Raw genomic sequence first — 25,396 nt, 5'->3', positions numbered from 1 at the left:
AGGAAGCGAATAAGGTCAGAGGATGCGTCGCACTGTCACGTCGTCCGTGCTCTCGCTCGTTCTGTTCTCGGCCAGCGTTTTTGCACTCCCGGCTGCGTCCGCTGAACCTGCATCCCCAAACGCGATCCCCGGTACTGTCCTCAACTCGGCACCGCTTCCCGCCCATCTGTGGTTGCCTGGCACCGCTCGCGCTCACCGCCTCACCTACTGGTCGACCAGCGCTTCAGGTGATCGCACACCGGTGACAGGCGCGGTCTTCGTGCCCGAGGGCACACCTCCAGCCGGAGGATGGCCAGTACTTTCCTGGGCGCACGGCACGGTTGGGCTCGGTGATGACTGCGCACCCTCGGTCGCCGGACGGTCCGAGCGCGATGTCACCTATCTCCGGCACTGGCTCGCGCAAGGCTACGCAATCGCCGCGACAGACTATTCGGGGCTCGGAACACCCGGCGTCCATCCCTACCTGGTCGGAGAAGCAGCGGCCTACAGCGTCATCGATATGGTACGAGCGGGCCGCGCGGTCGACGCCGACCTCTCGGCAACATGGGCAGCGATAGGCCAGTCGCAGGGCGGCCACGCGACACTCTTCACCACGCGGCTCGCTCCGGCGTACGCCCCCGAACTCGACTTCCGTGGCGGCGTCGGCACCGGTGTGCCGTCACATCTGGAGTATCTGATTTCCGCTGCGGGTCCGTGGCTCCCCGACGTCAGCCAGCCCGGGCTGACGGTCTTCGTGTCGTACATCATGGCCAGCCTGCGCGCCACCTACCCGGATGCCGAAATTGATTCGTACCTCACCGAACTCGGTAAACGTGTGGTCAGCGACGCTGAAGAGCTCTGCTACTGGGACCAGCGCGAACGCGTCACAGGGATCGGTATCGGTCAGCTTTTCTCGCGCCAGCTGACCGACGCGTCCTTCTTCGCCGTGATTCGCGATGCGATGGAAGTACCCACCATCGGCTACGAGCGTCCCTTCTTCATAGCGCAGGGCGGAGTTGACTTGACTGTGTGGGCCCCGCTCACTGAACTTCTGGCGTCACAGCTACGGGCAAACACCGAGCCGGCCACTGTGCGCTACTACCCTGCTGAGGACCACGACAGCACGATGGCAGCATCCCTCGCTGACACGACTCCGTATCTCGCGGCACTTATGCGCTGATCAGCTCAGTGCCTCGTCGATCGCGGCACAGAAGTCGTCCAGGTCACCAGGGTTGCGCGACGTGATCAGCGTCCAGCCGTTCTCAGTTGAGCGAACCACTGGCTCATCGACCCACTCGCCGCCCGCGTTGGTGATGTCGGTCCGAAGTGTCTTGTATGAGGTTGCCTTCTTCCCAGTGAGCAGGTTCGCCTCAACGAGGATCCACGGGCCATGACAGATAGAAGCGATCGGCTTTCCCGACTCAGCGAAGCTTTTGACAAGTTCCACGGCGTCATCGTTGCCGCGGAGCTTGTCAGCATTGACGGTGCCACCAGGAATGATGATTGCATCGTATTCCGCGGCGTTCACGTCTGACAGCGCGATATCTGCAGTGACTACCGCGTCCTTATCGGTGTCGTGAAGAAACGTTTGCACCGTGTCGGCTTCGGGAGCAGCGTGGACCGCCTTAACTCCTGCTTCACGGAAATGCTTCAGAGGAACGAGTAGTTCGTCCCGCTCCACGCCGGTTTGCGCGGTCAGCACCAGGATCATCGGCTTCCTTCCCTTCAATGTTGCGAACTCGTCGTACAACACGAGGGTTCCCAGGAGCTGGCGCTCTCACACATTCAGCGTGGGCCAACTTTGGGACGCAGCCGGTTTGGGGCATCAGGACGAGTGGTACCCCAAACCGGATGAAATGCCGCGTGATTCAGCTGATGCTCGCGCTTTCGATTTCGTTGATGTCGTAATCAAGACCGAAATCGACAGCGGGAAGTGCCTCCATGCCGTACGGCACCAGCAAGTAGTTGATGAGGTCAACCTGCTGCTGTGTGAACTGCTCGAGCCAGATCGGCAGGACGAATCCCATCATGTCCAGCATTGGGGTGATCATTGCAAACTCGGGACCCAGCGAATCCATTCCGCCTCCTTGTCGGGTGCACTACCGGGGCAACTGTAAGCGATCACATGTCGCAGGCGCGCACCGAAGTGCACCGATCGTTAGCTTTCGCCATCAAACTGTGTCCTCGAATGATCATCGCGGAGAGCCAGATACTTTCGGCCCCTTGGCGATAGTTGATAACCAACCGGGAGGCTCTGAGTCAGTCCACGCTGTTTGAGTTTCCGAACGTCCCGCTTGAGGGCAGGCACGTCGGGATAGCCGCGCGTCGCGCGTCCTCTTCGGTGATCGATTCAGGCGTTACCTGCTGAATTTCGTCAATCCGCACCAGGCCCGCACTCGTGGTAAACACCGAGCCGACCGTGATCCTCAGCGACGTCCACCTACGGAAAGCGAGATCGATTGTCCCCGCGGCGACCCCGCGGGCGACGTGGCCTGGCAGCAGCACGACGCCTCCCTTACATGGCCGGAACTTCCCATCGCGTGACACGGTCCATCGCGCGCCTCGCGATGTTTCCGGGTGTAGCTCGCACGATAGCGTTGCGCGCTGCAGCGAGAGCCGGGTTGCGCACGAATATCCCCATGCGCCCCGTCATTGTCGTCGCCTTTGCGACGGCATGTGCGCGCTCGCGACGGACGCGGTCGTAGCGATCCAGCCCGTCCCGCGTGCCTATATACGCGCCGAGCGTCGCCGCGTCCTCGAGAGCCTGGCATGCGCCTTGCCCCAGGAATGGCGGTATCGCATGCGCCGCATCACCGAGAAGAACAATTTTGCCGCGAACGAACGTTTCTGGCTGTCGGGAGACGTGGAACAGGTCGTGATGGAGCAAGGCACCCGGCTCGGTGGCAGCAATCAGTTCGGGTATGGGGCCATGCCAGGCACCAAACCGTTCTAGGAGGTACGCGTGATTGTCCGCGATGCGCTCACCCGGCGGTGCGAGAAGCGCTGCGTACCAATAGATCCGGCCATCGATAAGCGGCACGATCCCAAGTTCCGCACCCGGTGCCCAGGTTTGCGTCAAGCCGAAATCGTGGGGATTTGTAACTTCCGCGATCGCGCGCCACGCCGTAACACCGACGTATTGCGCGGGCGGAAGTTCCGGCCAGTGCTGCGCGCGTATTCCACTCGAAATTCCGTCTGCCGCGACGATCAGGTCGCCGTAGACCGTTCGTGTCTCTCCGTCCTTGCAGTACTCGACCGCGCCAGTGAGCGTGACAGCAGTGACGCGGGAATCAGCGATGAGAGACTCGGCCGGAACCGCACTCCGCAGGATGTCATGCAGATACGCACGGTGCACGGGAGCGACGTCTGACTGCGAAACCTCCTGACGCATCAGCCAGCGACCGGTTTTGCTTCGCAGGCCGCCTGCACGCATTCCCTGTCCGACAAAAAGTTGCGGTTCGAAGCCCAGGTAATCGAGGGCTCGGATCGCGTTCGGGAACAACGTCACGCCTGCGCCAATCTCCCGGAACTGCGGCGCCCGCTTAAGCACAGTAACGTTCCAGCCCTTGCGCGTCAGCGCAACCGCCGAAGCGAGCCCGCCGATACCTCCTCCCACGACGATTGCCCGTCGCGCCGTTCCTGCCGCGCTCACTCGCACTCCTCGTGGCGAAACAACTTCGCGGAGCCGCTTTCTTGTGCGATCCGCCGCAACCCCGACAACACCGTGTCACCGAGAACAGTCCATGTCACCGCTTCCTCGACAATGGTGTCTGACTCGAGTTCCCGTGCGATCCCAGCAATGTCGGCACGTGCCGCGATCTCCGCTGCGCGTGCGTACGCGGACAGCAGTTCGCGATACTGGGCCGGGTCTCCTCCGAGTTCGATTACCCGAGACAACGCCGCAACGACCATGTCACGGGCTGGGTTTTGGCGCGTGAACCAGCCTTGCTCCGCGATGATTTCATCGACCATTGTTTCCACAACTTCGTCCCTCGCTGAATCGTCGATCGGCGCCGTGATTGCCTGCTGGACCATTCCGAGGATCTCGTGGGTAGATCCGGTTTGGGCGTCGAGCGCGCCCACTATCGTCTTGATGGCGGCGAGTGGCACGTCCCCCACCTCGCGAAGTGCGCGAATCAGACGCAGCCGCCGCACATGAATCTCGCCGTAGAGCGCTTGGTTCGGGCTTGTCCGTTCGCCCGGTGGCAGCACGCCCTCACGCAGGTAGAGCTTGATAGATGCGACTGGGACGCCGGATTGAGCGCTGAGTTCGGCCATCCGCATCAAATGCGCCATTGCATTACCTCCATTTGGATAGCTACACTATCGCGATAGTAGCGGTATCTGCTATCCATCTCGCTCCTGGGGATCATTATGACACTCGTCCGAACGCTCTGGCAGGCGCACCGCCCGCTTATGATTCTTGCCGCCACCATGGCTGCACTGACCGTCGTTTCCATCCTTGGCATCGCTCTCGATGATCGCGTAATCGGTGGCGCCCCAATCTGGGCGAAACCCTTCAAGTTCGCCGTCTCCTTCCTCGCGTACAGTCTCATGTGGGCGTGGCTGATGTCGTATCAACGCAGGTGGCGGCGATTCGGCTGGTGGCTCGGCACAGTGATAACAGTGGCCGCCTTCGGTGAAATGCTCATCATCACCGGCCAAGTCATCCGGGGCCGACAGAGCCACTTCAACACCCTGACCGAGCTTGACACCACACTGTGGTCCATCATGGGCGCGACGATCGTCGTCCTCTTCCTCGCCAACCTGGTTTGGGCAGTCTTGCTCTGGCGGCAGGACCTCGGCGACAGGTCCGTGACACTCTCGATCCGCTATGGCGTCACACTGTCAGTAATCGGGATGGGTCTCGCGTACCTGATGGTCATGCCGACACCCGACCAGCGCGACCGCCTCGCTGCCGATACTCCAACAATGGTGGGCGCCCACAGTGTGGGTGTTTCCGATGGAGGCCCCGGACTCCCACTACTTGGCTGGAGCACCGAAGGTGGCGACCTCCGCATCCCGCACTTCGTCGGAATGCACGCCCTTCAACTGATCCCGCTCGCGGCGCTTGCACTGATCTTCCTGGCCCCGCGAATATCAGTCCTGCGGAACGAAATCACCAGAACGCGCCTGATCAGCGTGCTAGCGGCGAGCTACGCGGGGTTTGTCGCGCTCGTCACCTGGCAGGCACTTCGCGGGCAGCCGCTGATCCATCCGGATTCGCTCACGCTCGCCGCGCTGGCGCTTCTACTCACCGCCACGGTCGTGAGCGCACGTGCCGTCCTCACTTCCAGTACGAAACACCGAGATACCGCGTACTCAAAAAAGGAAGCATCCGTATGACCGAGCTGCTATTCACCCTGTCATTCCTGTTCGCCGCTCCGTTCTGGGCCATGATGATCCTGGCACCGAGATGGTCGGCCACGCGACGGATAATCGCCTCGCCGTTCATCGTCGTGCCCAGTCTTAGTGTCTGCCTGATTCTCATCGTTCCGCTCTTCCCAGAATTCTGGGCACTCGTCGTCGCACCCGACCTCACGAGCCTGCAGCAGTACATCGCCCAGCCGGAGGCGCTGGCCGGCCTGTGGGCTCAAGTCATCGCGTGGGACCTCATGATCGGACGGTGGATCTACCTCGACAGCAGAGATCGCCGGATATCGCCATGGCTGATGGCACCAGTCCTCTTCTTCGCGATACTGCTCTCCCCATTCGTCCTACCTCTCTACTTTGTCCTCCGCTATCTGGGACGCAACACCGAAAGTGATCGCTCGCAGATCGTCACTGAGCAACCATCTGCGAATGCCGGTGTTGTGGCGAACTCCCAATGACTAGTGCGCCAACTCAGGCGCAGCATAAGAACATGACACCCATCGAGGTCGCGGCAGGGAATCTGCTCACCATCCTCAACCACGGTTATCTCACTTTGATGATCAGCATCGGTCACCAGGCCCGTCTATTCGACACCATGAACGCCCGGCCGGCAGCTACCAGCGACGAGATCGCGCACGCAGCAGGGCTCAACGAGCGGTACGTCCGCGAGTGGCTGGGCGCGATGACGGTCGGCGGGATCGTCAGGTATGACCCGTCCGCCGAAACCTATGTGCTGCCTGAAGAACATGGGGCCCTGCTCAGTAGAGCTGCCGGGCCTGACAACCTGGCAAGCCTGGCGCAAATGCTGCCGCTGCTGAGCACGGTCGAGCAGCAGGTGCTCCAATCATTCCGCGCAGGAGGAGGCGTCCCGTACAGCGAGTACACCCGTTTCCACGAACTCATGGCTGAACTCAGTGCAGCAACCAACGATGCCGCACTGCTGCCAGTCATCGTTCCTCTCGTTCCGGGCTTCCATGAACGATTGACGAACGGTATCAGCGTCGCCGACATCGGATGTGGCAGCGGTCATGCCCTCAACCTCCTTGGTCGTGAATACCCTCGCAGTACATTCACTGGCTTCGACTTCGCTGACGAAGCCATCAGCGCCGCGAAGCGTGAAGCGCACCAGATGGGCCTCCCGAACACCGACTTCATCGTGAGGGATGTCAGTGAGCTAGGGGAAGTGAACCGCTTTGACGTCGTTTTCGCTTTTGACGCGATACACGACCAGGCCCACCCGGCACGTGTGCTGAATCAGATCTTCACCGCACTCAAACCGGGCGGCACCTTCGTCATGGTCGATATCCGGGCATCGTCCAGGCTCGAGGACAACCTGGACCATCCCCTCGGGGTCATGCTCTACACAGTGTCGACGGCCCACTGCATGACGGTGTCACTCGCCCTCGGCGGCGAGGGACTCGGCACTGCCTGGGGCGAGCAGAAGGCAACCGAAATGCTGACGGAGGCTGGCTTCACCGGCATCGAGATCAAACATGTCGACCAGGACATTCTCAATAGCTACTACCTCGCCTCGAAGCCAGCGATGTAGCGATCGAAGCAGCATTAGCCGAGAATGATGGACCGTCCCGCGATCGAAATCTGTCGTGGTGGAAGGCCACTGGCGGCAGGTCCATTCGCCACAGAGCCGTCAAGATTGAAACGGCTTCCGTGGCAGGAGCAATTGATCGTCCCGTCGGAAACGTTCGCGACGATGCAGCCCTCGTGCGTGCACACCGCGGAAAATGCCTGAAACGTGCCGCTGGCAGGCTGAGTGACCACCACTTGTTCCGAGGCGAAAACCTCGCCGCCACCTACCGGAATATCATCGATACTTGCGAGCGCGTCAGCGGCCTCGGCAGGGTCGGCCTCCGCATTCGGATCGACTGTGACGGGCGCTACTGGTTCGGCGGGCTCATTGTCCTGCGCTCCGTAGGTCGCACATCCGGCAACCGTGGCGCCCGCACACGTCAGACCCGCGACTTTGAGTGCGGTACGGCGGTCAACACACTGAAAATCCACGTGGGTACCTTTCTGTCTAAAACGTCAGGCCGTTATTGCTGAAGAACCAGAGTGACGAGGTCAGCCACAGTCCCGTGAGCCCAGTGAAAACAAGACCCCCGAATACCGGAAGCGCCCACGCCGGGAGTCCCTTCTTGGTCAGAATGAGCATCTTCGTCACGAACACCCCGTAAAAGAAGCAGCCGAGAAGCGAATGAGCGAGCACCCGCGTGCTGTAGTCCTGGAAACCCAGCGCGTAGAGGCAGTGCACCGCGACTGGGACGCTGGCCAGCACCGCGATCCGGCCTGACCACCTGTGTGCGGTGCCAATCCATGCAGGCGCCCGCACTGACGGGACTTTGCCGTACATTACGAACGCCGAAACCAGCTGGAATACGGCGAACGCGATGGCTACCGTCGCGAGCCACGCTTTCACCGCCGTAGGGCTGGAGAAGCCCGCGACATTGACGGAAAAGTAGGTCGGTTCGTGGAATCTGCCGTACACCCCTAGCGTGAGCGCAACCAGCAAACCAGCAATGAGGGGAACGATGAGGCCGGATGATCCCCTGGTTGCGGGGGCTTGAGTACTCATTCACCTGTCCTTACGGGATCTCGTCGGCGCCAGTGATGAGGCTGGCCTGGACGGTCTGGCCGTTGATAATTGCTGTTCCATCGGGGTCGAGCGCTGGTGCAGGCTCCGTGGACCCATCGGGGTTGCGCTGCACGCCCGTCACTGAACCGTCCTGCTGAACAATCCAGCTAACCCGGGTATCCGTACCGAACGCATACAGCGCTGCCGGCGGCGACTGGGCCTCGGCGATGAAGTCCCACTCCTGGTCAGCGAGCGCGAAAACACCGTCGACGGCGCCATTGAAGTAACTGCCCGTCACCGAAGAGTTATCGCGCCCAGTCAGCTCGAGCGAGTCACCTGTCACCTCGCCTCGCAGCCAGATCTCGACGTCGGCCCCATCGCAGGCATACGCGATCGCAGCATCGTCTTCGACTGCGATGCCGAGGACCAGTGGTCCCTGTTCTGAGGGCATTTCGATCACGTACATGCCTTCGGCGGGAAACCCCGGGGCATCCTCCTCTGGCTCGGGGGATGCTTCAGCGGGTGTTGTTTCCACCGTCTCCGCGGTTGGTTCGGCCGTTTCCGTTTCCGCGGCTGCGGGAGGATCGGATGACTCTGAACGTGAGAACAGCGTCATATTGACAATGAGGATGCCCAGCCCCAGCGCCAGCACAGCGACGAGGGTGAGAATCGGTCCTCTCGATTTCATGGAATGCTCCTAGCTCGCTTGCGCTTTGCCGCCGCCAGGCGCGATCGCGAACCACACGTCACCGACTCCGTGTCCGTTGACGTCGCCGGGTTCCCGGTCGTTGGCGAAGTAGTACACGGGCCAGTTGTTGAGGGTGAGCTGGCAGTCGCCGTTCTCGAGTTCGATATAGCTGACGAGGTCCGGATCGACACCCTCGACATACACCGAGGCTGGCCAGTTCAACAGGACGCGCGGCCATGTTTCGGCGCACTCACCCGCACAGTTGGAGGCAGGCGGATTCGTCGTGTCGTTGTCGAACCGGTAGAGAGTGAAGCCCTCCTCATCGGACAGGTAGGTGCCGATTTGCCCGTTCGGGGTGGAGATGAGCGAGACCGCGTTTTCCGCTCCAGCCGGCGCTGTCCCTTCGAAAACCTGCAGGGGGCCTTCAGTCTTGGCGAGTACCGGTTCGGAGGGGCTCGCTTGCCCGGCCTCGCCTGTGTCTCCGGTGTCTCCCGTCTCCGCATCTTCCGCTGGCTCTTCGTCGGCGACTAGCGACGCCTCTGTAACCGCTGGCCTGTCTGCGCCGGTCACGGCGCCGGTGTCCCCACTACCGCTGCAGCCGCTGAGAAGTACCGCTGCCAGAGCAACCGCGGCGAGACGAGACATTAAGCGAAGGTACATGGTGAGGCCTTTCTGTGCTGTTCCCGGATGGCTCATCCGCCCGGTAACTGTTCACACGTACGCCCGGCCACTAAAGTTCACCGCAAGGCCTGAAATTTTCTTTTTTTACTATCCCACGATCTTGAGCGTTTTGCCCGATCTGTTCGTGTTAAAAGTAGGCTGCACGAACAACAACGGAGAGGCTGGGTGGTGGCCACGATGGTGCCGTCACGCAAACGCCGACAGCGCAACGACGCTGACGAAGCGATCATCCGTGCGCTGTTCACTGAACACGGACGGGCGATGCTCGCCTACGCGACATCGCTGACCAACGACCGTTCCGCCGCCGAAGACGTCGTACAGGAAGCGTTGGTGCGCGCCTGGCGCAATCCCGACGCGCTGGTCAATGGCAAGGGATCGGTTCGGGGCTGGCTCCTTACGGTGGTTCGCAACATCGTCATAGATCGGTCGCGTGCACGACAGTCCCGGCCGGCCGAGGTCCGCGAGTCACCGGCACACGAGCCAGTCGAGCCCGATCATGCTGACCGCGTGACGCAGCGCCTCGAATTGATGGGCGCCTTGGAACGCTTGCCCGCGCACCACCGCGACGTCCTCGAATGCGTCTACGTGCTCGGGCACACCGTCAATGAAACCGCAGAGAAGTTGGGCGTTCCGCCCGGCACAGTTAAATCGCGCGCCCATCACGCTTTAAGAACACTAAGAGAGAGCACGTTCAGGAAGGAGGTGCAATCGAATGAAGGATAAGGACTTCGATATCGAACAGTACCTGTTCGGCCAGATGTCACAGGAGGAACGGGACGCCGCAGAACAGTATCTCGCGGAGCACCCTGACTGGCGTGCCGAGGTCGATACCCTGCGCGCTCTCGAGGACGAACTGGGCGACGTGCCGCATGAGTTCTTCCTCGACGGTGCACCTGAGGATGCCGACCTCGTCCTCGCCCGTGCAGTCCGGCAGGCCAGATCGGAACGTCCTGCTCGTGTCTCCAGAACGATGTCGATCGCGTTGGGCGCGACCGCCGCCGCTATGGTGGCGCTCATCGGTGTCGCCGTTGTCATCGGGTACCAAATAGGAACGTCAAGTACCGAACTCGACGGCCCGGCCCCGGTTGCGATCAGCGGATCTGATCCCGCCACAGGTGCGACGCTCACCGCAGATTTAACGCCCGCTGCTGGCTGGATTCGGCTCACAGCAACCGTCACTGGCATACCTGCGGGGGAACCGTGCTACCTCATCGTGGTAGACCGCGACGGAAATCGAGAGATCGCAGGTGGCTGGCTCGTTTCCGAAAGCGGTGAAGCGGAGGGAACTACCCTCAGTGGCTCAGCCCTAGTAGCACCTGACGACGTCGCTGAGGTTCGCGTCGAGAATGTCGCCGGGCAGACATTCGTCGCAGTCGCTCCCGCGTAGATGCACCGTTAGGCGGCAAAACTCTCTACGCTGAGCCGAGTGACAGGGATGAGGGTCGGCTGCGGGATCGCCGACGTCACCGGTGTGGCGTTCGGCAACGGGATGATGGGGTACTCGATGCCTCAGCAGCGCACGGGGGGCATCCATCTGCGATTGCGGGCACGCGCATTCATTGTCGACGACGGCACCAAAAGGGTCGTGTTTGTTTCCGCGGATCTCGGCATGATCTTCGACGCCGTTCGCCAGGCCGTGCTCGCCGAACTCAGTGGAAGCTTCGGCAGCCTGTATGGGGAACAGAATGTACTGCTCACCGCGACACACACGCACGCCGGTCCCGGCGGGTTCTCGCACCATCTGCTGTATAACCTTGCGCCCCTGGGCTTCCACGAGAAGACTTTTCGTGCCGTGGTCACCGGTATCGTGGCGGCAATCGGCAAAGCTCACGACGCCATGGCCCCGGGTTCCCTCGCGTTCGGTCAAACCGAGTTGTGGGATGCGAGTGTGAATCGATCACGTCCCGCCTTTGACCTCAACCCCCTCGAGGATCAGCGCGAGTTTCCGCGCGCGATTGATCCCGCTATGACGGTTCTGCGGTTCCGCCAGGGCAGCACGGATGTGGGCGCGATCAGCTTCTTCGCCACGCATGGAACCTCGATGACGAACACGAATCGGTTGATCAGTGGCGACAACAAGGGGTACGCGGCGTACCGCTGGGAGCACGATCATGCGGGAGTCCGGTATAGCGACGATGCGAGTCCCTTCGTCGCCGCGTTCCCGCAGACCAATGCTGGAGATATGTCGCCGAATCTTCATCTGAAGCCAGGTACTGGACCCACCCGAGATGAATTCACGAACACCCAGATGATCGGGGATCGGCAGTTCCGTGCTGCTTTGAGTGCGTTCAGTAGTGCCCGGCCCCTGGTGGGCGGGGTGGATTCGCGACTGCAGTACGTCGACATGTCTGACGTCGCGATTGACCCGGCCTACACCCCGGACGGCAAGCCGCACCGTACGAGTAGCAGTGCGATCGGACTGCCCACGCTGGCTGGGAGCGTAGAAGATGGACCTGGAATCGGTATCCCCGAGGGGCTCAGGAAGCCCTTCGCTTCCCACGATCGCCGTATCGTGGTGCTGCCGTCAGGCCGGCTTGGCTGGACACCGAACATCCTGCCGCTGCAGATCATGCGGATCGGTGCGCTGTATCTCGTCGCGGGACCGGCGGAGTTCACGATCGTCGCGGGACTTCGCATTCGCACTTCCGTCGCGGCGGAACTCCGCGTGAACGTCGATGACGTCCTGCTCGTTGGCTACTCCAATGCGTACTCCCAATATGTCACCACTCCAGAAGAGTACGACTCCCAGCAGTATGAGGGCGGATCGACGCTTTTCGGCCGCTACACCCTGTGCGCGTACCAGCAGGAATTCGTGCGGCTTGCTCGGGACCTCACCAGCCGCGCCGCACTCCCAAAGGGGCAGCGCGGTGGTGCATCGCGGAAGGTACTGCGGGCACGCACCGTGCGGCCGCGCGAAAACGGAACATATGGCCAGGTTCTCACCGCGCCCTCACTGTCGTATCCTCCGGGCGCCACAGTGGTCGCTGAGTTCAGCGCCGCTCATCCCGCGAATGCAATGTGCCCGAATTACGTTGACGTCGAACACCACCGCGACGGCAGATGGGTACGCATCGCTGATGATGGCGACTGGGAAACACGCGTGGCGTTCACACGACGACGCCGACGAATCATCGCCCGCGCTGAATGGACGGTGCCTGCGGACACGTGCGCGGGCACATACCGCATCGTGTACCACGCACGCGAGGGGTCACGGTCAGCCACAGATGCGTTCGTAGTCGGGCCGTAAGCGCGGAGCGCGCGGCCTAGCCCGACAAGGCGCTGCGCCACAAGCGGGCTACTGGCCGTCCTGCGCTGCGAACATGGCAGCGAACTCTTCCGATGGCGGAATCTCCGTAATGACATCAATGAGCACACCAGAAGGATCGCTGACGATGAAGTGGCGCTGACCGAAATCTTCACTGCGCAAAGTCAACTCGACATCGATACCCGCGCCGCTCAGTCGCTGATACTCGGCATCCACATCGTCGACCTCAAAGTTCAGCAGCAGGCCCTGCACAGGGTTCCGGAACCTGTCAGGGAGTGTGGGGTGGGTGGCATCGAGCAGGGCGAGTTCGTACTTCTGTCCGTGTGCCCCTTCCCTGCGCAGACTGACGTACCACTCAGCCTCAAAGGCAACCTCGAAACCAAAGTGTTGCACATAGAAGGCGCGCGACTCATCGAGCTTCTTGGTGCAGATTACTGGATAAAAGCTTGAAAGTTTCATGATAGCCCCATTCACCTACCGACGGTCGGTATCTATTAAGGGTAAGATACCGACCATCGGTAGGTCAATGGGTAAAGTAGAGTTATGCCCCAACGCACCAAGGCGCAACAACGTGACACGACAGCCCGCGCATTGCTCGGCCACGCACGGAGACTTTTCGCTGAGCGGGGCTACGCGCACGTCAGCCTCAATGAGATTGCAACCGCTGCGGGTGTCACGAAAGGTGGTCTCTACCACCACTTTTCAGGAAAGGATGCCCTCTTTGAGGCGGTCATGCATGAATGCCACCTGGAGGTCGCAGCACAAATTGAATCCGCTGCCCCACACGCTGACGCCTGGACCCAGCTCATCGCCGGCTGTCAGGCGTTCCTGACCGCGAGCACCGAACCCGGTCTGGCGCAGATCATGCTGATCGATGCACCGTCAGTGATTGGATGGCACGCGTGGCGAGGACACGACGCCGCCACATCGATGCGGCAGCTCGAAACCGCGCTCGCCGAACTGATGGATACCGGCGTCATCGTCTCGCAACCCGTAGCTCCAATCGCCCACCTGCTATCTGGCGCGATGAACGAAGCCGCGCTGTGGCTCGCGCACTCCGACAATCGGGTGCGCGACCTCAGCGATACAATCTCTGGCCTGACGCGGCTTCTCGAATCCCTGCGAACGACCGGTTAGCCGCTCTTGCGGCGGAACATCTTCCTGTTCCCCGCGGCACCGTGAGCATCGTGGGCTTTGCCCTGCCCATGAGCATGATTGTTATGCGGGTCGTGATCGTGCGCGTTCTTGTGTGCAAGCGCTTCCTTGAACTGCCGCTTCTGCTCGTCAGGAACCTGATGATGCTCGCTCATTAGTGACCTCCCTCACCGTAAGGTATGCAGTGAGTCTGCCACCGTGAGTGTCAGCCTAGCCAGCGATTTTATGAATTCCCAAGCTGGTGCCGTGTTTGAATAACTGAGCACCGCAGACATCGCGTGTGCAGTACATGACCCTAGGGGGAATTCGATGGTTCAAGACATCCTGCTTAATGTCCTCGGCGGAAGCCTCGGCGGCACTGCGCTCGGGCTCGGCGGCATTTTCCTCGGCATCGCTGGCGGCCTCGGCGGTCCCGCAGCGATCGAATTCCTGCTCAACACGTTCGGCGGTCTGGACCCCGATCTCCTCACTGCCCTGCTTCCCTAGGCCCGGCCCGCCAGGCGAAGCGCTGCATTTGAGCCGTGCGCGGTGCAGAATGCTTGAGTGAATCCGCACACCAACGATCGCGAGCTCGCTGCGCGACTTGCCGCTCGCCTCAACGAGGTCAGCTCACAGCTGCACTACGCGCGGGCTGAACTCGGCGAATTGCAGCACCGGATCGACCAGCGCGACGTCCACGAGACTTCGCGGCCCGCCCCGGTTCAGCCCCCAGCGCCGGTTCAGCCGCCCGCCCCTGCGGCAGTGCCATACTCGCCGCATTCGCGATATTCGCAACAACCGCAGCGAGCAGTGGGCCCCGCCCCGGATCGACAGCGATGGTGGGACCGCGAGGGAGTCGTGAGCCGGGTGCTCGCGGTTTCCGGGGCCGCGCTCACACTCGTCGGTGTGGTGCTGCTTCTCGTACTGGCGGCCCAAGCCGGCTACTTCGGGCCACTCGCGAGGGTGATTGCCGGTGCAGTCTTCTCACTCGCCCTGATCGCGGTGGCCTGGCGCGTCGCGGAACGCCCTGGCGGCCGCGTTGGCGCCGTGGCCCTCGCGGCCACTGGTGTGGCCGGGCTGTATCTTGATGTCCTCGCCATAACGTCCTTCTATGAATGGGTGCCGCCCATAGCCGGGCTGATCACGGCGCTGCTTGTCGCAGCTGCTGGCCTGAGCCTCGCGTTGCGCTGGGATTCGCAACTACTGGCCCTCATCGTTGTGATTGGGACCGTCGTGCTCGCGCCCGTCATCACCGACGGGCTGAGCCCTCTGCTGCTGGCATTCCTGATTGTCTTGCTCGCCGCGAGTTTCCCCGCGCAGTATCAGCGAAACTGGCCAGGATTAAACGCGGCGCGGACAATTCCGGTCGCGGGCGCGTTACTCCTTGCCATCACTCTTGGCACCCCTTCTGATGCAACGAATCTCGTTATCCTCGCAGTTGTCTTCGCGACAGTTGCTGCCGGCGGAACATTGCTGGTCGTACGGCGCTACCCCACCGACACTGTGGCGCCGGCCCTGCTCGCAACGTCGGTGGTGCCTCTGCTCTTTACGGGCGCACTAACGACACGGGGAACGTATGTGATCCTGATGGCGGGACTGGCTGTCGCTGCCGGAGGTGCGTCATGGGCCTTGCGCGCCTTCCCCGTCGCGTCACGCACCGTGCTAGCCGCGGTGTCGGCGCTCGCGGTGCTGTGCGCTGCGCTCGCCGCGTCGACGGAAAGCCTGCGCCCCGTCGTTGTACTCGCCATTGCGCTGACCGCACTGGTCGCCGCGCACCGAACCGGCGCCGCAGTAATGCGGTTGTCGGGCTACGGGTACGCGGTCGTCGGCGCGCTCCTGTATCTCGCCAGCGCGGAGCCCGAGGTGCTGTTCGACTCGGAGAGGGCGATCGAGTCGGCAAGTCTCGCTGCCATCGCGGCGAGCGTGCTGCTGGCCCTCGTCGCGGGTGTCGCGGCTGCCGCGACCCCTGGGGACCGGGACCAGTCGGAAACAATCTGGGCGTTCGCTGGGGTCGTCGGACTCTACGCAGTGAGTGCTGGAGCCGTCCTCACCGGTGTCCTTGCCGCGGGCTCTGAAGCCGGGTTCCGGGGTGGCCACGCCGCTGCGACCGTCTTGTGGATGCTGACCGCGATCGCGCTCTTGCTTTTCGGCCTGCGGCAGCGGGCACGCACCGCAATGGTCGGGGCTGGGCTCATTCTCGCTGCGATGGCAGTGCTGAAGCTCCTCTTCTTCGATCTCGCGGCACTCGACGGTTTCTATCGTGTACTCACATTCCTCGCGGTGGGTGTGCTGCTCCTTGTCGCCGGTACCCGCTACGCACGGGTGTATGCCGAACGTTCAGCCGAACCGTCCACGGCTAGTGATGGTGCCCAGCCTGAGGCAACCGCTGCGGTACCCGATCCTGATGCTCACTGGCGTCGATAACCACGAACTGCCCCATCAGCCCACGATCCTCATGCGCGAGTATGTGGCAGTGATACATGTAGGGCACCTCAGGATCCGTGTAGTGCTCAAATCGCATCAGTAGCCGGACGGTTTCCCCGGGCGGGATGTACACGGTGTCCTTGGGGCCCGCCAGCGCGGGATCTCGCGAGTCGAGAACCTGGAACTGGACATCATGAACGTGGAAGTTGTGCGGTGCGCCAGTTCCGTTGCGCACCTCCCACATCTCCGTCGTATTGACTTCGACGACCTCGTCGATACGCCCCATGTCCATGGTCTGATCGTTGAACTCGCTCGAACCGGAAATGGTGAACGTCCGCGTCACGGCCGGTTCCCCCAAGTCACGCGGGGCCACCAACTCGTCTGGAACCGCCGAGTTCGGTGTGAGCGAATGGCCCGCGCGGAGTTCCAGAATGTCGAGCGAATCGTCACCACCCGAGAATCGGTTCGTCCACATGTCCAGCCCAAGCGGCTGGGTGACGCTGCGCAGGACGGTCGATGAACCCGCAGGTACTGACACGACGATTTCTGCACGTTCGCCCGGCGAGAGCATGAGATGGCTCAGACGCACCGGCCCTGCGAGCAGACCGCCGTCAGTAGCGATCAAGGCGAACGTGACACCTTCGGTGAATGTGAAGTTGTAGGTCCGCGCATTCGACGCGTTGAGCAGACGCAGCCGAACGTGCTCAGTCGTGACATCGAAGAACGGAGCTCGCGTGCCATTGACGAGGATGTCGGAACCGATGATTCCGGCCTCAGTGAACATGCCTGGCCGCAGGTCGAGCTGCCCGTCCCGGAAACGCTTGTCCTGGACGATGAGGGGCACGTCGTCGACTCCGTAGGTCGAGGGCAGCTCCGGCGTTTCAGCATCATCGATCAGGAACATACCGGCGATTCCGCGGTACACATGTTCAGCTGTCGCACCGTGGAGGTGCGGGTGGTACCACAGTGAAGCAGCCGGCTGGTCGATCGTCCACTGCGGTGACCAGGTCTCGCCCGGCTCGATCATCTGGTGTGGGCCGCCATCCATCGCCGCAGGCAGGTGCATGCCGTGCCAATGCAGGGTACTGATCTCGCCGAGTTCATTCGAGACGTTAAGCCGTACGCGCTCACCTCGGGCAGCACGGACCGTGGGCCCGAGATAGCTGCCGTTGACACCCCAAGTCTCGGTGGCTGATCCGTGACCGAGATCGGTGGTGCCGCGCTGCATCGTCAGGTCGAAGACCCGGGTCCCGTCGGCTTCAGTCCGCGAATCGGCGAGCGGAGGGATGTCCAGCGCGTTCTCGAACTCGATGACATCTGTGGTGTCATGCCTGGCTCCATTCCAGGCGACCATCAGTGCTACGGCACCCCCAATCCCCACCAGCAACAAGCCGGTGAGCAGGGCGGCCAGCAAGCGACGGGTGCGACGAAAAATCATAAGTACAATCGTCGAGCTTGCGCGCCGTCGTGCCATCCGTGCGCACAACCCATTTCGGATCGGGGTTTGCCCTGACAACACACCCGCACGTGTCTGCTCGTCTCCCACCGATTCGCGGGTCAAAATGGACGAGCACCGACAATGCACTGACTAAGGGAGACCATGCCGCGCACACCGAAACGCCAGTTCGCCCTCGCCCTGACGTGTGCCGGTGCGCTAGTGGCCTGCGGGGCTCCGCACGATCCTGGCCCTTCGCCGGTGACAACTCCCCCGGCCCGCACCACCGAGATCCCGCTTCCCACCCCCGCAGAATTCGGCGAGAGCGAACCAGGCGAGCCGGCGCTCGATGAAGTCATCTTCGAGGGTGACTATCCCATCGATGCGGGACCGGCTGGGATGGTTACCGTCACCGTCCAGAATGGTTCCGACGCTGCCGTGACGCTCAGTGATATCCAGCTCGAACCCGGCTGGCGGCAGGAGAATCTGGAAGAGGACCGCGACGAACTTGAACTCGAGCTCGTCAGTGATGATGGATCGATAGATATCGATGTGACGGTAAACAACAGACGATTCGACACCGACGTCTCAATCGACATCCCCGCCCAGAACGGCGAGTTCATGTTCCGCCTCGGAGGAGCAGGCACCATCACGGTCGAGGTCGAGGACGACGCTGTGCGCGTGCAGAACCTCGATGTCCGTGATGACTGGGAAGTGCGCGGTGAAGATCGCGGACGTGACCGCACAGTGGATATCGAACTCACCAACCGAGAAACCCGCCAGGCGGTTGAGTTCGAAGCCGAAGCAGGCGACGACCGCCTCGAAGTTCAGCTGAATACGCGCACCCGTTCGGTGCGCATCACGCATGAATAATGCGTCAACCGGCGTATTCGCCGAACAGCCGATCAACATCTGCGCGACGGCAGAGGCCGGTGCCTTCGGTGATCAAAGTGGCCGACGCCGCGGCAACTCCGAGCTGAACGGCACGCACCATCTCCCATCCGCGCGACAGCCCCACAGTGATACCCGCGACCATCGTGTCTCCGGCACCAACCGCGCTCCGGATCGGGACATCAATCGGTGGCAGCACCGCCACGTCGTCAGCGGTGACAAGCATCGCACCCTCGGCGCCGAGCGAAATCACGACATTCTCGGCTCGTCCGCTCTCAATCAGGCTACGGGCGGCGGCGGCGCGGCCCTTCTCGTCTTCCAGGGAACGGCCCGTGAGTCGCGCCAGTTCACCAAGGTTGGGCTTCACCAGAAAGACCCCCGAGGCGTCACGCAGGGCATCACCAGACGTGTCGAGGATGACGCGGGCGCCCGCATCGCGCGCAACTGCTACCACCCGCGAGTAGAACCCCGTCTCCACACCTGGCGGCAGACTGCCACTCGCGACTACGAACTCGGCCCTCACGCATTCCTCGGCGACAGCGGCCAGACACTCTTCCTGTTCCGTGGTCGCCAGCTCGGGGCCTGGCAGGACGAAACGGTACTGCTTGCCGGTTGATGTCTCGTTGACCGTGATGCCTTCCCTCGTCGCGCCCTCAATGTTGATGCACCTCGTTCCAATGCCCGCCCCGGCGAGGATCTCTTGAAGCGCGTTGCCTACGGGTCCGCCAGCTGGGTAAACAGCGCACGCCGTTTCACCGAGAGTGTGTGCGACACGGGCGACGTTGATTCCGCCCCCGCCGGCGTCATACCTTGCGGGCCCGCAGCGCAGCTTGCTGGTCGGGCGCACTTCCTTCGTTGTCGTGTCGACGTCAAGTGCCGGATTCAGTGTCAGAGTGACAATGCTGGCCATGTGGCTAGGGTAACGGTGCCGGTGCGCTCTTCGGCCTCTTGGCGAGGAGATCAGTGCGGTTCCGCCGGGCCTTGTCACCGAGGGCGGCTGCCGCCGCGCGTGCGGCGTCAAGGATCACGCTCATCGGTTTCGCTTTCGGCCGCCCCGGTTCGGTGACTTCTACCGTTCCCTCAGGTACCGGGGGTTGTTTACCGTCCCACCACACTGGGTCGAGCATGTGCTGAATCACTGGCAGCGACTGCTCCACCGAGGCGGTGCCCCACTGAATTGCGCGGTCCATCGCCTCCGTGGGAGCAGCGAGCGTCAGCGCAGAAAGAGTGGGACGGAAACGGATAATCCTGTCCGCATAGGGGGCGTTGCGAACCATTTGTACCTGAACAGCCTGGGTGATGGGCTGCAGCCACAGGTGTCTCGGATTCCACTGCGGGTGAAAACAATCCCATGCGTAGTAACAAGCATTCCGCGTCCCCAGGCGACCGTCCTGAATCCGTTTCCACGCAAGTTCCACAGGCACATTGCTCGCCGCGAACCCGTCGATCAGTGCGCCCACATCTTTCTGCTGCAGCACCTCGTCAAGAATCGGCACCATCCGGGGATCTCGCGTCTCATGGTGGAGCACCCCTGGTATCGCGGACGAAAAACTCGCGGCGTCGACGACGTTGAGTTCGGCGGTCAGGTCGTCCCCACCGAGCACGATGGGCTTCACGACACGGGTGTCGATAAAAGCCGCGGCCTGCCACATCCGGGCCGCCACAGAGTTCCGGACTCCGATACGCGTGCGGGGCAGCGTGCGGGTCCGCAATGCCTCCAACTCGGTGCGCCGAAAGCGCGCGGGCAGTCGGTCAAACGATTGTCGGCGCACACCCGCGACGACAGTCTCAAACGGAATCGACAGATCCCGCAGCTGCATCGGCTCGCCGTCTTCCCGGCGGAACAGATCGTCGGCGAAGGCATCGAAGTTCAGCGAGAACAGTCCCGTCAGCCCGTGCCGGCGGCGCACGCGTGAGGGGCCCAGGATGCCGCGATACGTCACCGTCTTCGCCCAGTCCACGTATTCACTCATGGGAACAGGCAAACTCCGTGACATCACGCTTCCGACGATCGCGCCGAACGACGTTGTCAGCAAATATGACGGGGTGATGCCACCAGCGATGAGGCGTTGCATACCGCCGAGGTACACGTATCCCGCGCCACCTCCCCCACCGAGAATGCATACGAGGGCCTTGTACCCGACTTCGCGATCGAGTTCGGCGAGTGAGAAATCGTTGGCATGACGCTCAGCGACGGCTGCCCGATAGCTCTGCAGTTCCTCGCCAAGCTCCGGGAGAAGCGCCTTCGCTGCGGTGAGCCGCTTCTCGGTATTGAGCTCCGCGCGAAGCGGGTCATGCAGTCTGTCGATAACGAGGGAACGGAAGTTCGCCACTTCGTCAGTGACGTCAATGTCGCCGCGGCCGCGCCTGCCATAGGGGCCCGCCGCACCGGGTTCGAATACGGTGAGTCGAGCGAAACTGATCAGGTAGCGCAGCCTGCGGAATTCACTGCGGGTGAGCACGTCGGGGTGTTCCAGATCAGCGCGAGTCAGCGCGCCTTCCATGTGCTGCAGCGCGAGGATCGGATTTCGGCTCGGAAGACTGACGTCTTCCGGGGCCTCGGCAATGTCCTCGACTGACTCGGGATCAAACCCAAGCGGAGGTGGCAGCTCATCCTGGTCTTCGCGCTTCGCCATGCTCCAAGTGTCGACGAGGTGCACGCCGCGCGTGGGTGAGTTGCCCAAATCGGTGACGTGTCACGCCTACCCCGGCAGCGGGATCCGGATCCCGGGGAAGATCTCCACCTCACGCAACTGCGGTATCTGCGGCAGGGGTGGCAGCTCAACTTGTGGCGGCGGCGCAGGCGCGGGCCCAGGCGACCGCGTGACCGCTTGCGGCGCAGCTGGCGGCGTGTACACAGGGACACCCGCCTGGCCGCCAATCGGGGCGGGCCACGGGAACGACTCAACGGGAGTGCCATCCAGCGCGGAGTCCATTGTTTGCTTCCAGATCCTTGACGGAAGCGTCGAACCGTAGACGCTCGCACCCCAGCGGTCTGTCAGAGCCTGCGCTTGCTCCGTCCCCACCCACACAGCCGTTGACAGAGACGGCGTATAACCGACCATCCAAGCGTCCTTGTTCATGCCAGTGTTTCCGAGCTGAGTGGTCCCGGTCTTGGCAGCCGAAGGACGGCCGCCAGCAAGCGAGTTCCCGCGTGAATACGCCGCAATCGGCATCATGGCCTGCGTCGCGTTGTCCGCGACCGGCTTTTCTATCCGTTGTTCGCCCTCGGATGGCTGCCGTTCGTAGAGGACCTCGCCGTCCGCCGCGATGACTTTTTGCACGAAATGAGGCTCGTGGAACACGCCCGACGCCCCTAGCGTCGCATAGGACGACGCCATATCGATCGGGCGTACCTGATACTGGCCAAGGACGATGCCCGTTTCAGGCGGCCCTCCATCCTGGCTCAGGCTCTTGCCCGGGAGGTTCGGAATCTCCTCGGGAATGCCCGCGGCGTGCGCAGCGTCAGCGACCTTCTGCGCCCCATTCGACATCGACAACGTCAGCCGGTAGTAGCTGGTGTTCAGCGATCGTTTGAGAGCTTCAGCGATGTTGCACCGGCCGCAAGACTCGCCACCGACGTTCGAGATCTGCAGGTTCCCTATCGTCACCGGTGAACTGTCATATGTCGCGGAGAGCGGTATTCCTTGCGTCAACGCGGCCACCAAAGCGAAAACCTTGAAAGACGAACCCGTTTGCAGCGGAGCCTGTGCGTAGTCGTACCCCTGGCCTTGCTCACCGCCGTAATAGCCCTTGACCGCACCGCTCCGGGGATCGATCGATACGACAGCGGTACGAAGGTCCGCGGGCTCACCGTCGAGCACACCACGCGCAGCATTCACGGCCGCTTCCTGGGTCTTCGGATCAATCGTCGTGATGATCTGCACACCACGCGTGTCGAGATCTTCCTGACGCACGCCAATGCGTTCGAGTTCGCGGAGCACTTGGGCGCGGATCAGGCCCTCAGGGCCGCGGGCCTCATTAGGGTCGGGCACTTGCTCGATCGGGATGACTTCGGGGAACTCGATCGAACTCCGCTCGCTCGGAGTCAGCACGTTCATCTCCACCATGCCGTCGAGCACGTAGCGCCAGCGGGCCTGGAGCGGATCGGTGGAGGTCTGGAAATCCAGGCTCGACGGACGGTTGATCACTGCTGCCAGTACGGCAGCTTCAGCGACGGACAGATCGGCAAGCGGCTTTCCGAAATACACTTGTGCCGCCGTCGCTATTCCGTAGGCGCCGCGACCGAAGTAAATGGTATTCAGATACGCGGTCAGGACGTCGTCTTTGCTCCATTCGCGTGCCATTCGGGCCGACAGTACGAGTTCACGCCATTTGCGTTCAATACTGCGCTCAGGCCCCACAACGGTGCTTTTCACAAACTGCTGGGTGATCGTGGACCCACCGCCAGCGTCCTCATCGCCGCGAATATTATCTCGGGCGGCGCGCATGAACCCACGGACTGAGAATCCCGGGTTCTGGTAAAAACTGCGATCCTCAGCAGCGAGCACCGCATCGCGCACATGATCTGGAACCTGATCGAGCGTGACGTTCGTCCGATTGCCTTCAGGCGGCGCTACGCGTGCTAGGACACTGCTCTCATCCGCCGCGTAGATTGTCGCGATCTGGTTGTTTCGCAGGTCAACAGGGTGTGGCACCTCCGCCTTGTAGTACCCGTAGGCGAACATACCCGCCGGCACAAGAACCAAAAGCAGGACAATGAGGACGAATCCACGCCGGACGTGCCGCCACCCGGAACGCTTCTTCCGGGCCGGGGGCGCTACGGCGCTGCCCCTGGTCCTCTTTGACGCTTTCGCACTGTCAGAACTCACAGTCAAGATCCTTCAATCGGTTCGACGGCAAGGGTAGCGCCCTCACGCCGACATTGCCCAGTATGACCGTCAAATCGGGCACATCCGGCGCCAGAAAGGTGTCCGCCGTCACACCATCACTCACATAGGAATAATTGCCTGGATAACAATGTCGTGTATTAGGTGGCCAATGGCCTCACGTATCTCCGCTATTAATTCTTCTTGAGAAGGCGCCATGACTACCTCTGCTGTCCTGAGCGATTCCGCTCACGTCGAGGCCGGCGAGCCCGCGCGCCGCGACCGGCTTCGTCTGATCCTTGTCCTTGGCGCACTGGTTGCGCTTGGACCGCTGACAATCGACATGTATCTGCCCGCCTTTCCGGCGATCACCGCAGATCTGCTCACCTCGTCGGCAATGGTGCAGCTGACCCTGACGGGAACGCTGATCGGGCTCGGCGCCGGGCAACTCGTCATCGGTCCGCTGTCGGATGCGCTCGGACGGCGTGCGCCCCTGATCGCAGGCACCATCGTTCATGTCGCGGCCTCGTTGCTGTGCATCATCGCGCCGAACATCGCGGTGCTGGGTGCCCTGCGCACCGTGCAGGGCTTCGGTGCAGCCGCGACGATGGTCGTCGCACTGGCAATCGTGCGTGACCTATTCACCGGGACCGCAGCAGCCACCGTGCTCTCGAGGCTGATGCTAGTGATGGGTGCCGCACCGATCTTCGCGCCCGCGCTTGGCAGTGCCGTGCTCGTCGCGGGGTCTTGGCGCTGGGTCTTCGCCGCACTCGCAGGTCTCGGCTTCCTGCTTCTCATCCTGGCCATAGTTGCGCTCAAAGAAACACTTCCGCCCGAGCGGCGTCGGCCGGCACGCATTGTTCCCGTCTTGCAGACCTACAAGACAATTCTGCGCGACAAACAATTCCTCGTCCTCGCATTCGTCGCCGCCGCCGGAATGTCGGCATTGTTCTCGTATATCGCCGGCGCATCGTTCGTGCTCCAGGAGGGCTACGGACTCAACGAACAGCAGTTCGCGCTCGTCTTCGCTGTCGGTGCAGTTGCACTCATCGGGGCCTCACAGATGAATGTGCCTTTGCTGAGCCGGTTCTCGCCGCGGCAAATCGTACTCGCCGGGCTTACTGGCGCCTCGTTTTCCGGCGCTGTGATGCTTGCGCTCGCAGTCACGCAAACCGGCGGGCTGCTCGGCTTCATCGTCCCCTTGCTGTTCGTGCTCGCGGCCGTGGGATTCGTCCTTCCGAACGCTCCAGCACTCGCGCTCTCCCGGCATGGTGAAGCCGCGGGTACTGCGGCCGCGTTGCTCGGCGCGGCCCAGTTCGGTCTTGGCGCCCTCGTGGCACCGGTCGTCGGCGTCCTCGGGAACGACGCACGCGCGATGGCAATCACCATGACGAGCGGGTCGGTACTGGCCCTGATCGCACTGAGTGCGGTGATGGCGCGGTCACGCGTGAACTAGCCCTCGAACGTAAATCGCGTTTGGCTGTAGGTGCCTTTTGTGTAGGCGTAAGCCGTCGTCGGCGTCAATCGGTACACGACAGCTCGCCCCCCGTCTGGGTGGTCAAAGTGTCCGTCGCGGACCTCGAACGCCCAGTCTTCGCCATACTTAGCTACGTACGCTGCAGCAACGGTGCGCAGCTGCAGCTCCTCGTGGACTGACTGAGCGCTGCCTTCAACTGCTATATCGATGCCGTTCCGGAGCGAGTTCGTGCCCGTCACCGCAGTCGCGCGCGGGTTCGCCGCCAAGTTGTGCGCCTTCTGCTCGCGAGCGCCTGTGCAGAACCAGAACGCCCCGCTCGACCAGACGCCGATAAGCGGGGTGACGTGCGGCTGACCCGAGGTGCGCACAGTCGACAACCAGTACAGCTCAGCGCGTTCGAGGGCGGTCTGCACGTCGTCCCAGTCAGCTGGCGTTGCGGCAGGCTCACTGTATCGAGGATCGAGGTGCGATTCTGGACGGGCTGGAGCGGGCGGAGCACTCATGTCATCATCCTTCGTCAATGTGGCTTCCCCATACTGACCCGCCCTGTGATCAGAACTCATCGTGTGCACATTCTCGCACCAGTGCGCAGGGCGATCTGTGAGTTTGTGCACACGACCGACGGGTACT

The 25,396-nt window shown here is 62.3% G+C and carries 28 protein-coding genes; 12 read left to right on the top strand and 16 right to left on the bottom strand.

Annotation, left to right across the window (positions count from 1 at the left end; translation table 11 throughout):
* The first annotated feature begins 22 nt into the window (after positions 1-22).
* Positions 23-1,159, top strand: a complete 1,137-nt coding sequence (locus FHU29_RS05915) for a lipase family protein (protein WP_064440842.1) — start codon at positions 23-25, stop codon at positions 1,157-1,159.
* On the opposite strand, the gene FHU29_RS05910 is transcribed toward FHU29_RS05915, so the two are convergent.
* The 5 genes from FHU29_RS05910 to FHU29_RS05890 all read right to left on the bottom strand — a co-directional run bounded on the left by FHU29_RS05910 (position 1,160) and on the right by FHU29_RS05890 (position 4,275).
* A complete protein-coding gene (locus FHU29_RS05910; protein WP_064440843.1) occupies positions 1,160-1,690 on the bottom strand; it encodes a type 1 glutamine amidotransferase domain-containing protein in 531 nt (176 codons plus the stop codon).
* Positions 1,691-1,847: 157 nt separating this feature from the next.
* On the bottom strand, positions 1,848-2,057 hold the full coding sequence (locus tag FHU29_RS05905; protein WP_013807350.1) for a hypothetical protein: 210 nt from the start codon (positions 2,055-2,057) through the stop codon (positions 1,848-1,850).
* A 181-nt stretch (positions 2,058-2,238) separates the two neighbouring features.
* Positions 2,239-2,484 (bottom strand): hypothetical protein, encoded by a 246-nt coding sequence (locus tag FHU29_RS05900; protein ID WP_064440844.1) that lies wholly within the window; start codon positions 2,482-2,484, stop codon positions 2,239-2,241.
* A 10-nt stretch (positions 2,485-2,494) separates the two neighbouring features.
* On the bottom strand, positions 2,495-3,631 hold the full coding sequence (locus tag FHU29_RS05895) for an FAD-dependent monooxygenase (protein ID WP_064440845.1): 1,137 nt from the start codon (positions 3,629-3,631) through the stop codon (positions 2,495-2,497).
* Positions 3,628-4,275, bottom strand: a complete 648-nt coding sequence (locus tag FHU29_RS05890) for a MerR family transcriptional regulator (RefSeq protein WP_083962367.1) — start codon at positions 4,273-4,275, stop codon at positions 3,628-3,630. Before FHU29_RS05890 ends, FHU29_RS05895 begins: the two co-directional genes overlap by 4 nt.
* A 78-nt stretch (positions 4,276-4,353) precedes the next feature.
* Between FHU29_RS05890 and FHU29_RS05885 the strand changes: the two genes are divergently transcribed.
* From FHU29_RS05885 to FHU29_RS05875, 3 genes are read left to right on the top strand one after another with little or no spacing between them, the layout of a single operon-like run.
* Positions 4,354-5,325: an LTA synthase family protein gene (locus tag FHU29_RS05885; RefSeq protein WP_064440846.1), complete on the top strand. Its 972-nt coding sequence runs from the start codon at positions 4,354-4,356 to the stop codon at positions 5,323-5,325.
* Positions 5,322-5,810 (top strand): ABA4-like family protein, encoded by a 489-nt coding sequence (locus tag FHU29_RS05880; RefSeq protein ID WP_064440847.1) that lies wholly within the window; start codon positions 5,322-5,324, stop codon positions 5,808-5,810. The genes FHU29_RS05885 and FHU29_RS05880 overlap by 4 nt, the downstream gene beginning before the upstream one ends.
* 32 nt (positions 5,811-5,842) lie before the next feature.
* Positions 5,843-6,901 carry a class I SAM-dependent methyltransferase gene (locus FHU29_RS05875; RefSeq protein WP_064440972.1) on the top strand — a complete coding sequence of 353 codons (1,059 nt, stop codon included), beginning with the start codon at positions 5,843-5,845 and terminating at the stop codon, positions 6,899-6,901.
* 14 nt (positions 6,902-6,915) lie between these two features.
* Here the strand turns inward: FHU29_RS05875 and FHU29_RS05870 are convergent, their stop codons facing one another.
* The 4 genes from FHU29_RS05870 to FHU29_RS05855 are packed head-to-tail and all read right to left on the bottom strand — an operon-like array spanning position 6,916 to position 9,275.
* Positions 6,916-7,371, bottom strand: coding sequence for a QcrA and Rieske domain-containing protein (locus tag FHU29_RS05870; RefSeq protein WP_064440848.1), 456 nt, complete (start codon positions 7,369-7,371; stop codon positions 6,916-6,918).
* A 16-nt stretch (positions 7,372-7,387) separates the two neighbouring features.
* Positions 7,388-7,942, bottom strand: coding sequence for a DUF6529 family protein (locus FHU29_RS05865; protein WP_064440849.1), 555 nt, complete (start codon positions 7,940-7,942; stop codon positions 7,388-7,390).
* A gap of 10 nt (positions 7,943-7,952) precedes the next feature.
* Complete coding sequence (locus FHU29_RS05860) at positions 7,953-8,630, bottom strand: hypothetical protein (protein WP_064440850.1); 678 nt, start codon at positions 8,628-8,630, stop codon at positions 7,953-7,955.
* Between the two features lie 9 nt (positions 8,631-8,639).
* Complete coding sequence (locus FHU29_RS05855; RefSeq protein ID WP_074390886.1) at positions 8,640-9,275, bottom strand: COG4315 family predicted lipoprotein; 636 nt, start codon at positions 9,273-9,275, stop codon at positions 8,640-8,642.
* A 201-nt stretch (positions 9,276-9,476) separates the two neighbouring features.
* On the opposite strand from FHU29_RS05855, the gene FHU29_RS05850 reads away from it, so the two are divergent.
* The 3 genes from FHU29_RS05850 to FHU29_RS05840 are packed head-to-tail and all read left to right on the top strand — an operon-like array spanning position 9,477 to position 12,558.
* Complete coding sequence (locus tag FHU29_RS05850; RefSeq protein ID WP_232322987.1) at positions 9,477-10,034, top strand: sigma-70 family RNA polymerase sigma factor; 558 nt, start codon at positions 9,477-9,479, stop codon at positions 10,032-10,034.
* Positions 10,024-10,698, top strand: a complete 675-nt coding sequence (locus FHU29_RS05845) for a hypothetical protein (RefSeq protein WP_064440852.1) — start codon at positions 10,024-10,026, stop codon at positions 10,696-10,698. The genes FHU29_RS05850 and FHU29_RS05845 overlap by 11 nt, the downstream gene beginning before the upstream one ends.
* Before the next feature lie 48 nt (positions 10,699-10,746).
* Complete coding sequence (locus FHU29_RS05840) at positions 10,747-12,558, top strand: neutral/alkaline non-lysosomal ceramidase N-terminal domain-containing protein (protein ID WP_221194843.1); 1,812 nt, start codon at positions 10,747-10,749, stop codon at positions 12,556-12,558.
* 48 nt (positions 12,559-12,606) lie between these two features.
* Here FHU29_RS05840 and FHU29_RS05835 read toward each other — a convergent pair whose 3' ends face one another.
* Positions 12,607-13,035: a VOC family protein gene (locus FHU29_RS05835; protein WP_064440854.1), complete on the bottom strand. Its 429-nt coding sequence runs from the start codon at positions 13,033-13,035 to the stop codon at positions 12,607-12,609.
* An 84-nt stretch (positions 13,036-13,119) separates the two neighbouring features.
* Between FHU29_RS05835 and FHU29_RS05830 the strand changes: the two genes are divergently transcribed.
* The gene (locus tag FHU29_RS05830) at positions 13,120-13,713 is read left to right on the top strand and encodes a TetR/AcrR family transcriptional regulator (protein WP_064440855.1); all 594 of its coding nucleotides are present in this window, start codon (positions 13,120-13,122) and stop codon (positions 13,711-13,713) included.
* On the opposite strand, the gene FHU29_RS05825 is transcribed toward FHU29_RS05830, so the two are convergent.
* Positions 13,710-13,886, bottom strand: a complete 177-nt coding sequence (locus FHU29_RS05825; protein WP_183377479.1) for a DUF5302 domain-containing protein — start codon at positions 13,884-13,886, stop codon at positions 13,710-13,712. The two genes, FHU29_RS05830 and FHU29_RS05825, sit on opposite strands and share 4 nt — an antisense overlap.
* 154 nt (positions 13,887-14,040) lie before the next feature.
* Here FHU29_RS05825 and FHU29_RS05820 point away from each other — a divergent pair, with 154 nt between their 5' ends.
* Positions 14,041-14,217 (top strand): hypothetical protein, encoded by a 177-nt coding sequence (locus FHU29_RS05820; RefSeq protein WP_157095178.1) that lies wholly within the window; start codon positions 14,041-14,043, stop codon positions 14,215-14,217.
* Positions 14,218-14,274: 57 nt separating this feature from the next.
* A complete protein-coding gene (locus tag FHU29_RS05815) occupies positions 14,275-16,134 on the top strand; it encodes a DUF2339 domain-containing protein (RefSeq protein ID WP_064440856.1) in 1,860 nt (619 codons plus the stop codon).
* Here the strand turns inward: FHU29_RS05815 and FHU29_RS05810 are convergent.
* A complete protein-coding gene (locus FHU29_RS05810) occupies positions 16,067-17,572 on the bottom strand; it encodes a multicopper oxidase family protein (protein WP_064440857.1) in 1,506 nt (501 codons plus the stop codon). The two genes, FHU29_RS05815 and FHU29_RS05810, sit on opposite strands and share 68 nt — an antisense overlap.
* Before the next feature lie 162 nt (positions 17,573-17,734).
* On the opposite strand from FHU29_RS05810, the gene FHU29_RS05805 reads away from it, so the two are divergent.
* Positions 17,735-18,442: a hypothetical protein gene (locus FHU29_RS05805; RefSeq protein ID WP_064440858.1), complete on the top strand. Its 708-nt coding sequence runs from the start codon at positions 17,735-17,737 to the stop codon at positions 18,440-18,442.
* Between the two features lie 4 nt (positions 18,443-18,446).
* Here the strand turns inward: FHU29_RS05805 and FHU29_RS05800 are convergent, their stop codons facing one another.
* The 3 genes from FHU29_RS05800 to FHU29_RS05790 form a co-directional block, all read right to left on the bottom strand.
* On the bottom strand, positions 18,447-19,370 hold the full coding sequence (locus FHU29_RS05800; RefSeq protein ID WP_064440859.1) for a 1-phosphofructokinase family hexose kinase: 924 nt from the start codon (positions 19,368-19,370) through the stop codon (positions 18,447-18,449).
* Between the two features lie 4 nt (positions 19,371-19,374).
* On the bottom strand, positions 19,375-21,096 hold the full coding sequence (locus FHU29_RS05795) for a patatin-like phospholipase family protein (RefSeq protein WP_064440860.1): 1,722 nt from the start codon (positions 21,094-21,096) through the stop codon (positions 19,375-19,377).
* Between the two features lie 66 nt (positions 21,097-21,162).
* Entirely contained in the window at positions 21,163-23,298 is a 2,136-nt protein-coding gene (locus FHU29_RS05790; protein WP_423785862.1) for a transglycosylase domain-containing protein, read from the bottom strand.
* A gap of 208 nt (positions 23,299-23,506) precedes the next feature.
* On the opposite strand from FHU29_RS05790, the gene FHU29_RS05785 reads away from it, so the two are divergent.
* Positions 23,507-24,745 carry a multidrug effflux MFS transporter gene (locus tag FHU29_RS05785; protein WP_064440862.1) on the top strand — a complete coding sequence of 413 codons (1,239 nt, stop codon included), beginning with the start codon at positions 23,507-23,509 and terminating at the stop codon, positions 24,743-24,745.
* On the opposite strand, the gene FHU29_RS05780 is transcribed toward FHU29_RS05785, so the two are convergent.
* Positions 24,742-25,269: a pyridoxamine 5'-phosphate oxidase family protein gene (locus FHU29_RS05780; protein ID WP_064440974.1), complete on the bottom strand. Its 528-nt coding sequence runs from the start codon at positions 25,267-25,269 to the stop codon at positions 24,742-24,744. The genes FHU29_RS05785 and FHU29_RS05780 overlap by 4 nt on opposite strands.
* Positions 25,270-25,396 lie beyond the last annotated feature (127 nt).

This window comes from Hoyosella altamirensis (assembly GCF_014191505.1).
GTDB lineage: Bacteria > Actinomycetota > Actinomycetes > Mycobacteriales > Mycobacteriaceae > Hoyosella > Hoyosella altamirensis.
The sequence above is the reverse complement of the archived record's forward strand: the minus strand, read 5'-3'. Positions and strand labels throughout refer to the sequence as shown.

What these genes read in the sequence shown, in the direction of transcription:
- FHU29_RS05915 (WP_064440842.1), top strand. Translation starts at nt 23, where the DNA reads ATGCGTCGCACTGTCACGTCGTCCGTGCTCTCGCTCGTTCTGTTCTCG.
- FHU29_RS05910 (WP_064440843.1), bottom strand. Translation starts at nt 1,690, where the DNA reads ATGATCCTGGTGCTGACCGCGCAAACCGGCGTGGAGCGGGACGAACTA.
- FHU29_RS05905 (WP_013807350.1), bottom strand. Translation starts at nt 2,057, where the DNA reads ATGGATTCGCTGGGTCCCGAGTTTGCAATGATCACCCCAATGCTGGAC.
- FHU29_RS05890 (WP_083962367.1), bottom strand. Translation starts at nt 4,275, where the DNA reads ATGGCGCATTTGATGCGGATGGCCGAACTCAGCGCTCAATCCGGCGTC.
- FHU29_RS05885 (WP_064440846.1), top strand. Translation starts at nt 4,354, where the DNA reads ATGACACTCGTCCGAACGCTCTGGCAGGCGCACCGCCCGCTTATGATT.
- FHU29_RS05880 (WP_064440847.1), top strand. Translation starts at nt 5,322, where the DNA reads ATGACCGAGCTGCTATTCACCCTGTCATTCCTGTTCGCCGCTCCGTTC.
- FHU29_RS05875 (WP_064440972.1), top strand. Translation starts at nt 5,843, where the DNA reads ATGACACCCATCGAGGTCGCGGCAGGGAATCTGCTCACCATCCTCAAC.
- FHU29_RS05865 (WP_064440849.1), bottom strand. Translation starts at nt 7,942, where the DNA reads ATGAGTACTCAAGCCCCCGCAACCAGGGGATCATCCGGCCTCATCGTT.
- FHU29_RS05860 (WP_064440850.1), bottom strand. Translation starts at nt 8,630, where the DNA reads ATGAAATCGAGAGGACCGATTCTCACCCTCGTCGCTGTGCTGGCGCTG.
- FHU29_RS05855 (WP_074390886.1), bottom strand. Translation starts at nt 9,275, where the DNA reads ATGTCTCGTCTCGCCGCGGTTGCTCTGGCAGCGGTACTTCTCAGCGGC.
- FHU29_RS05845 (WP_064440852.1), top strand. Translation starts at nt 10,024, where the DNA reads ATGAAGGATAAGGACTTCGATATCGAACAGTACCTGTTCGGCCAGATG.
- FHU29_RS05840 (WP_221194843.1), top strand. Translation starts at nt 10,747, where the DNA reads ATGAGGGTCGGCTGCGGGATCGCCGACGTCACCGGTGTGGCGTTCGGC.
- FHU29_RS05835 (WP_064440854.1), bottom strand. Translation starts at nt 13,035, where the DNA reads ATGAAACTTTCAAGCTTTTATCCAGTAATCTGCACCAAGAAGCTCGAT.
- FHU29_RS05830 (WP_064440855.1), top strand. Translation starts at nt 13,120, where the DNA reads ATGCCCCAACGCACCAAGGCGCAACAACGTGACACGACAGCCCGCGCA.
- FHU29_RS05825 (WP_183377479.1), bottom strand. Translation starts at nt 13,886, where the DNA reads ATGAGCGAGCATCATCAGGTTCCTGACGAGCAGAAGCGGCAGTTCAAG.
- FHU29_RS05820 (WP_157095178.1), top strand. Translation starts at nt 14,041, where the DNA reads ATGGTTCAAGACATCCTGCTTAATGTCCTCGGCGGAAGCCTCGGCGGC.
- FHU29_RS05810 (WP_064440857.1), bottom strand. Translation starts at nt 17,572, where the DNA reads ATGATTTTTCGTCGCACCCGTCGCTTGCTGGCCGCCCTGCTCACCGGC.
- FHU29_RS05805 (WP_064440858.1), top strand. Translation starts at nt 17,735, where the DNA reads ATGCCGCGCACACCGAAACGCCAGTTCGCCCTCGCCCTGACGTGTGCC.
- FHU29_RS05800 (WP_064440859.1), bottom strand. Translation starts at nt 19,370, where the DNA reads ATGGCCAGCATTGTCACTCTGACACTGAATCCGGCACTTGACGTCGAC.
- FHU29_RS05795 (WP_064440860.1), bottom strand. Translation starts at nt 21,096, where the DNA reads ATGGCGAAGCGCGAAGACCAGGATGAGCTGCCACCTCCGCTTGGGTTT.
- FHU29_RS05785 (WP_064440862.1), top strand. Translation starts at nt 23,507, where the DNA reads ATGACTACCTCTGCTGTCCTGAGCGATTCCGCTCACGTCGAGGCCGGC.
- FHU29_RS05780 (WP_064440974.1), bottom strand. Translation starts at nt 25,269, where the DNA reads ATGAGTGCTCCGCCCGCTCCAGCCCGTCCAGAATCGCACCTCGATCCT.